We start from the raw sequence: 4,878 nt of genomic DNA, 5'->3' as shown, positions 1-4,878 counted from the left end.
CCCGCCGCGCGGCGAAGCCGCAAGGCGAAACAGGGGGGTGCGGGGGGAATTATTTCCCCCGTCGGGGTCCAGGGGCAGCGCCCCTGTGTCTTTCCGGGGTGCGGGGGGCGGCGCCCCGCGCCTTCTCAGTCTGTCCCGTCCTCTTTCCTTTCTCTCCCGGAGTTTTCGAGGCACAGGGAGATGAAGGCGCGCATGGGGGCGGTGAGGTATTTGCGCTTGTGGCAGATGATGTTGAAGTCGCGTTCCAGGGTGGGTTGCAGGTCGAAGGGGGCGACGCAGCCTTCCTGCACATCCTTCTGCACGAGCAGGCAGGGCAGGACGGAGACGCCGAGGCCTGCGGCGACGCCGCGAATGATGGCCTGGTTGCTCACGCTTTCCCAGAGGGGGCGGACGTGGAGCTGTTCGAGGGAGAAGCAGGCGTCGAGGATTTCGCGGCCTCCGCTTCCCTTTTCTCGGAGCAGCAGGGGCTGAGATGCCAGTTCTGCGATGGTGACGTCGTTTCGTCCGGCGAGGGGATGATCCGGGGGCGCTATGCCGCACAGCCGGTCCTTTCTGAACGGGCGGCAGCGGATGTCCGGGTGCTGCGGGGCGTTTTCGATGAGGCCGATGTCTATGCTGTTGTCTGTGGCGAAGCGCTCGATGGTGGCGGAGTTGTGGATGACCACCTCGGCATGGATGCCGGGGAAGCGCTCGCGGCAGGCCGTGAGCAGCGAGGGGAGCACGTGCGTGCCTATGGTGATGCTGGTGCCTATGCGCAGGGTGCCCGTTTCGTCCCAGTCCGTCATTTTCTTTTCCATGTCGCGGAACAGGGAAACGATGTGCAGGGCGTAGCCGTAGAAGGCCTTGCCGCATTCTGTGGGCACGATGCTGCGGCCCGTGCGCTCGAACAGGCGCACGCCGTAGTGCTGCTCAAGCTCGCGGATGGCCAGGCTCACGGAAGGCTGGGACACGTGCAGCATGAGCGCGGCCCGCGTGATGCCGCCCGCCTGAAAGACCGTGACGAAAATGTGCAGATGTCGGAGCGTCATGGCATTTATAAGCAACAGGTTATGGATTCCATAGAATAATACTATTTTACTTCTCCCCGGACAAGGGCCATGCTCTCGGGCAAAGGAGCGGGCAGCATGGCACGACGATGGAGACTTCTGGGGAAACTTTTTCTTTCCACGCTGGAACTGAGCGCGTTCACGTTCGGGGGCGGATACGTCATTGTTTCCCTTATGAAAAAGACGTTTGTGGACAAGTTCCACTGGATAGAGAACGACGAGATGCTCGACCTTGTGGCCATAGCGGAAACGGCTCCCGGTTCCATCGCCATAAGCGGGGCCATCGTGGTGGGGTACAAGCTGGCCGGACTTTTGGGCATGCTCATCACGGTGGTGGCCACGGCCATTCCGCCGCTCGTCACCATTTCTCTCATTGCGCTGGGCTATCAGGCCGTGAGCGACAACGAGCCTGTGAAGCGTCTGCTTCTCGGCATGCAGGCGGGCGTGGCCGCGGTGATCTTTGCCGTGGTGTGGGATCTGGCGCGCAAGTACGTGAAAAAGCGCGACGCGGCGGCGCTTCTTGTCATGACGCTGGCCTTCGTGGCGGCGTACGTCTTTCATGTCAACGTCATTTACGTGGTACTGGCGTGCATAGGCGCGGGGCTCGTGCACGCGCTTCGCCTCATGAGGAGCGGAAAGAAATGATGTACTGGGACATATTTTTCTGCTTTCTCAAGATAGGCGCGTTCAGCTTCGGCGGAGGATATGCGGCGCTGCCGCTCATTCAGGGCGAAGTGGTGGGAAACTACGGCTGGCTTTCCATGCGCGAGTTCACCGATCTTGTGACCATATCGCAGATGACGCCGGGCTCGATTGCCGTCAATGCGGCCACCTTCGTGGGCACGCGGCTTGCCGGTCTGCCCGGAGCCGTCATCGCCACGGCGGGCTGCGTGCTTCCGGCCTGCTTCATCGTCACGCTGGTGGCGAAGATGTACCTGAAATACCGCGACATGACGCTTCTTTCCGGCGTGTTCGACGTGCTGCGTCCGGCCGTGGTGGCCCTCATTGCGGTCTCCGGCGCGGACATTCTCATGTCGGCCCTCTGGAATCACGAGGCGGTTCTCGCGCTTGGAGACGTCAATCTTCGTCTTGCGGGCATCTTTGTGTTCAGCCTTTTTCTGCTTCTGAAATTTCGGATGAATCCCATTCTCGTCATGCTGCTTGCCGGCGTCATCGAGGTGGGCGCGTATCTTTTGGAGTGACGGCCCGTCGGCCGCGGTGAAGCGCCGGGAAGGGCGCATGGCACGCAGCGCGCAGGATCGGTTCCGAAACGGGGCGGCTTCGTGCGTTCCTTCCGGTCGACGGCGGCGCTCCGTCTGCGTGGCGAAGTTCCGATGGGCGGAGAGGCCGGGCCTTTTTCCTGCGTCCTGCCGATTTTTTGGGTAAGGAAAACGTGCGCTTGCGCAGTCTGTCGTTTTTTCCTTTACAGGGAAGCCATGATGATATATTTTGATATCGAACAATATTGACGGCGTTTTGCCGCGCTCCGGTTCTGTCGGAATCCCGGAGGGGAGCAGGGAAGAAGGAGAGCGGCGGCGCAGGGAGGAAGAGCATGACCATACAGGACATTTACGAACGGTTCGACCGCATAGGAAGCTGCGTGTTCGCCACGGTGAACGGCGACGAGCCGGAAACGCGCATTGCCCATTTTCTGGCGTGCGACGATGAGGGGCTGTACTTCATGACCATGACCACGAAGCCGTTTTACCGTCAGCTCAAGGAAACGGGCAAGGTGTCGGTGTGCGGGATGTCGGCCTCGTCCGTGGTGACCATGCGGGACGACCGCACGCTGGAGATGGCGCCGGGGTATTTCATCCGCGTGACGGGCGACGTGCGGGAAGTGAGCATGGAGGAGATAAAGGCGAAGAACGATCCGGCGTTCAACTACGGCATAGAGGATCAGCAGCGCTATCCGGCCATGACGACCTTCGTGCTGTACCGGGCGAAGGGCGAGATATTCGACTATGATTTCGACATGAAGCTTCGGGACCACAAGCTGGAGCGGGAGCGCTTTTCCTTCGGCGGTCATCCCGTGGAAAAGGCCGGGCTCAGCATTACGGAAGCGTGCGTGGGCTGCGGCGAGTGCGAGCGCGTATGCACGTTCAAGGCCGTGCACAGGGAAGGGGACAGGTATGTCATCGACGGTTCGCGCTGCGACGAGTGCGGCGACTGCTGGATTCATTGTCCCGCCCATGCCGTGCGGCACAAGGGGCTTGCAGACGAGGCAGGGGAAAGGGCATGACGCAGGACGAGCGCAGGACATGGCTTGTTGAGGCGCTGCTCAGGGAACGGGGCGAGGCTGCCGCCGTTCCTGCGGACGAAGCGTCGCAGAAGAGGCTGCTTCGGGCGCTTTTCAACGTGCGGCCTCCCGTGCCCGCATCGCGGGAGTTTTTGAGCGTGCAGGACGCCTATCTGCAGGAGGAGCTGCGCGCGCGGGGCGTGACTTCCGAGAAGGACGTGCCGTTCATGCGCGGGCGTCTCGCGCTCTGGCAGGGCGACATTACCACGCTCGGCTGCGACGCCATAGTGAACGCGGCCAACAGTGCCATGCTGGGCTGTTTCTGCCCGAATCACGGGTGCATCGACAACGCCGTACATACCTTTGCGGGCGTCCAGCTTCGTCTTGCCTGCGCGCGCATCATGAAGGAGCAGGGGCATGAGGAGAAGACCGGCGGCGCGAAAATCACGCCGGGCTTCAATCTGCCGAGCCGCTTCGTCATACATACGGTGGGACCGGTGGTGCGCGGGCCGCTCACGCCCGGGGACAGGGCGGCCCTGGCCTCGTGCTACGCTTCCTGCCTCGACCTTGCGGCGAAAAACGGCGTCACCAGCCTGGCCTTCTGCTGCATATCCACGGGAGAGTTCCATTTTCCGCCGCAGCAGGCCGCGGAAACGGCCGTGGAAACCGTGACGGCGCGCCTTGCCTCCCTCCCGTCCATACAAAAGGTGATATTCAATGTGTTCAAGGACTCCGACGCACAAATATACCGACGTCTGCTCCGGTGACGCCGAACGCCTCGCGCAGGCGCTGGCCGAGGCCGACGCCGTGCTCATAGGCGCGGGAGCCGGACTTTCCGACTCGGCGGGGCTGACCTATTCCGGCGAGCGCTTCGAGCGGCTTTTCGGGGACTTTGCCGCGGCATACGGCATCACGGACATGTACTCCGGAGGGTTCTACCGCTTCCCCTCTCCCGAGGAGCACTGGGCATGGTGGAGCCGCCATATCTGGTACAACCGCTACGAACCCGGCCCCATGCCGCTGTACCGGCGGCTTCTGAAGCTCGTGCAGGGCCGGGACTATTTCGTGCTCACCTCCAACGTGGACCATCAGTTTCAGCTCGCACGCTTCGACAAGTCGCGGCTTTTCTACATGCAGGGCGACTACGGCCTCTGGCAGTGCGCCACCCCCTGCCACGAAAGCACCTACGACAATGAATCCGTCGTCAGGCTCATGATGGAGCAGCAGAAAAATATGCGCGTGCCCTCCGAGCTCGTGCCGCGCTGCCCCCGCTGCGGCAGACTCATGACCATGAACCTGCGCTGCGACGACTCCTTCGTGCAGGACGAAGGCTGGTTCGCCGCCAATGAACGCTACCGGAAATTCCTGAAGGATCACGAACACTGCCGCCTCGTCTGCCTCGAACTCGGCGTGGGCTACAATACTCCCGGCATCATCAAGTTCCCCTTCTGGCAGCTGACCCGGAAAAGCAGCCTCGTCACCTACGCCGCCATGAACGCCGCCACCCCCTGCGTCCCCTCGGAAATCGCCGACCGCTCCGTCTGGCTCAAAGGCGACATCGCGGAATCCCTCTCCCTCCTTGGATATTGAAAA

At 62.1% G+C, this 4,878-nt stretch carries 6 protein-coding genes; 5 read left to right on the top strand and 1 reads right to left on the bottom strand.

What is annotated here, in order from left to right; all coding sequences use genetic code 11:
- Positions 1-125: 125 nt before the first annotated feature.
- Positions 126-1,028 (bottom strand): LysR family transcriptional regulator, encoded by a 903-nt coding sequence (locus QZZ60_RS10545; RefSeq protein ID WP_295641225.1) that lies wholly within the window; start codon positions 1,026-1,028, stop codon positions 126-128.
- A 96-nt stretch (positions 1,029-1,124) separates the two neighbouring features.
- On the opposite strand from QZZ60_RS10545, the gene QZZ60_RS10540 reads away from it, so the two are divergent.
- The 5 genes from QZZ60_RS10540 (at position 1,125) to QZZ60_RS10520 (ending at position 4,875) form a co-directional block, all read left to right on the top strand.
- Positions 1,125-1,691 carry a chromate transporter gene (locus QZZ60_RS10540; protein ID WP_295641223.1) on the top strand — a complete coding sequence of 189 codons (567 nt, stop codon included), beginning with the start codon at positions 1,125-1,127 and terminating at the stop codon, positions 1,689-1,691.
- A complete protein-coding gene (locus QZZ60_RS10535) occupies positions 1,688-2,248 on the top strand; it encodes a chromate transporter (protein WP_295641221.1) in 561 nt (186 codons plus the stop codon). Before QZZ60_RS10540 ends, QZZ60_RS10535 begins: the two co-directional genes overlap by 4 nt.
- A gap of 350 nt (positions 2,249-2,598) precedes the next feature.
- Entirely contained in the window at positions 2,599-3,288 is a 690-nt protein-coding gene (locus QZZ60_RS10530) for a 4Fe-4S dicluster domain-containing protein (protein WP_295641219.1), read from the top strand.
- On the top strand, positions 3,285-4,052 hold the full coding sequence (locus tag QZZ60_RS10525; RefSeq protein ID WP_295641217.1) for a protein-ADP-ribose hydrolase: 768 nt from the start codon (positions 3,285-3,287) through the stop codon (positions 4,050-4,052). Before QZZ60_RS10530 ends, QZZ60_RS10525 begins: the two co-directional genes overlap by 4 nt.
- Positions 4,003-4,875, top strand: coding sequence for a hypothetical protein (locus QZZ60_RS10520; protein WP_295641215.1), 873 nt, complete (start codon positions 4,003-4,005; stop codon positions 4,873-4,875). The genes QZZ60_RS10525 and QZZ60_RS10520 overlap by 50 nt, the downstream gene beginning before the upstream one ends.
- Positions 4,876-4,878: the final 3 nt, after the last annotated feature.

The sequence above is a fragment of the uncultured Mailhella sp. genome (assembly GCF_905187505.1).
Classification (GTDB): Bacteria; Desulfobacterota; Desulfovibrionia; order Desulfovibrionales; family Desulfovibrionaceae; genus Mailhella.
This window is presented reverse-complemented; position numbering and strand designations above follow the sequence as displayed.

Coding starts and splice junctions, on each gene's coding strand:
- QZZ60_RS10545 (WP_295641225.1), bottom strand. CDS start 1,028: ATGACGCTCCGACATCTGCACATTTTCGTCACGGTCTTTCAGGCGGGC.
- QZZ60_RS10540 (WP_295641223.1), top strand. CDS start 1,125: ATGGCACGACGATGGAGACTTCTGGGGAAACTTTTTCTTTCCACGCTG.
- QZZ60_RS10535 (WP_295641221.1), top strand. CDS start 1,688: ATGATGTACTGGGACATATTTTTCTGCTTTCTCAAGATAGGCGCGTTC.
- QZZ60_RS10530 (WP_295641219.1), top strand. CDS start 2,599: ATGACCATACAGGACATTTACGAACGGTTCGACCGCATAGGAAGCTGC.
- QZZ60_RS10525 (WP_295641217.1), top strand. CDS start 3,285: ATGACGCAGGACGAGCGCAGGACATGGCTTGTTGAGGCGCTGCTCAGG.
- QZZ60_RS10520 (WP_295641215.1), top strand. CDS start 4,003: ATGTGTTCAAGGACTCCGACGCACAAATATACCGACGTCTGCTCCGGT.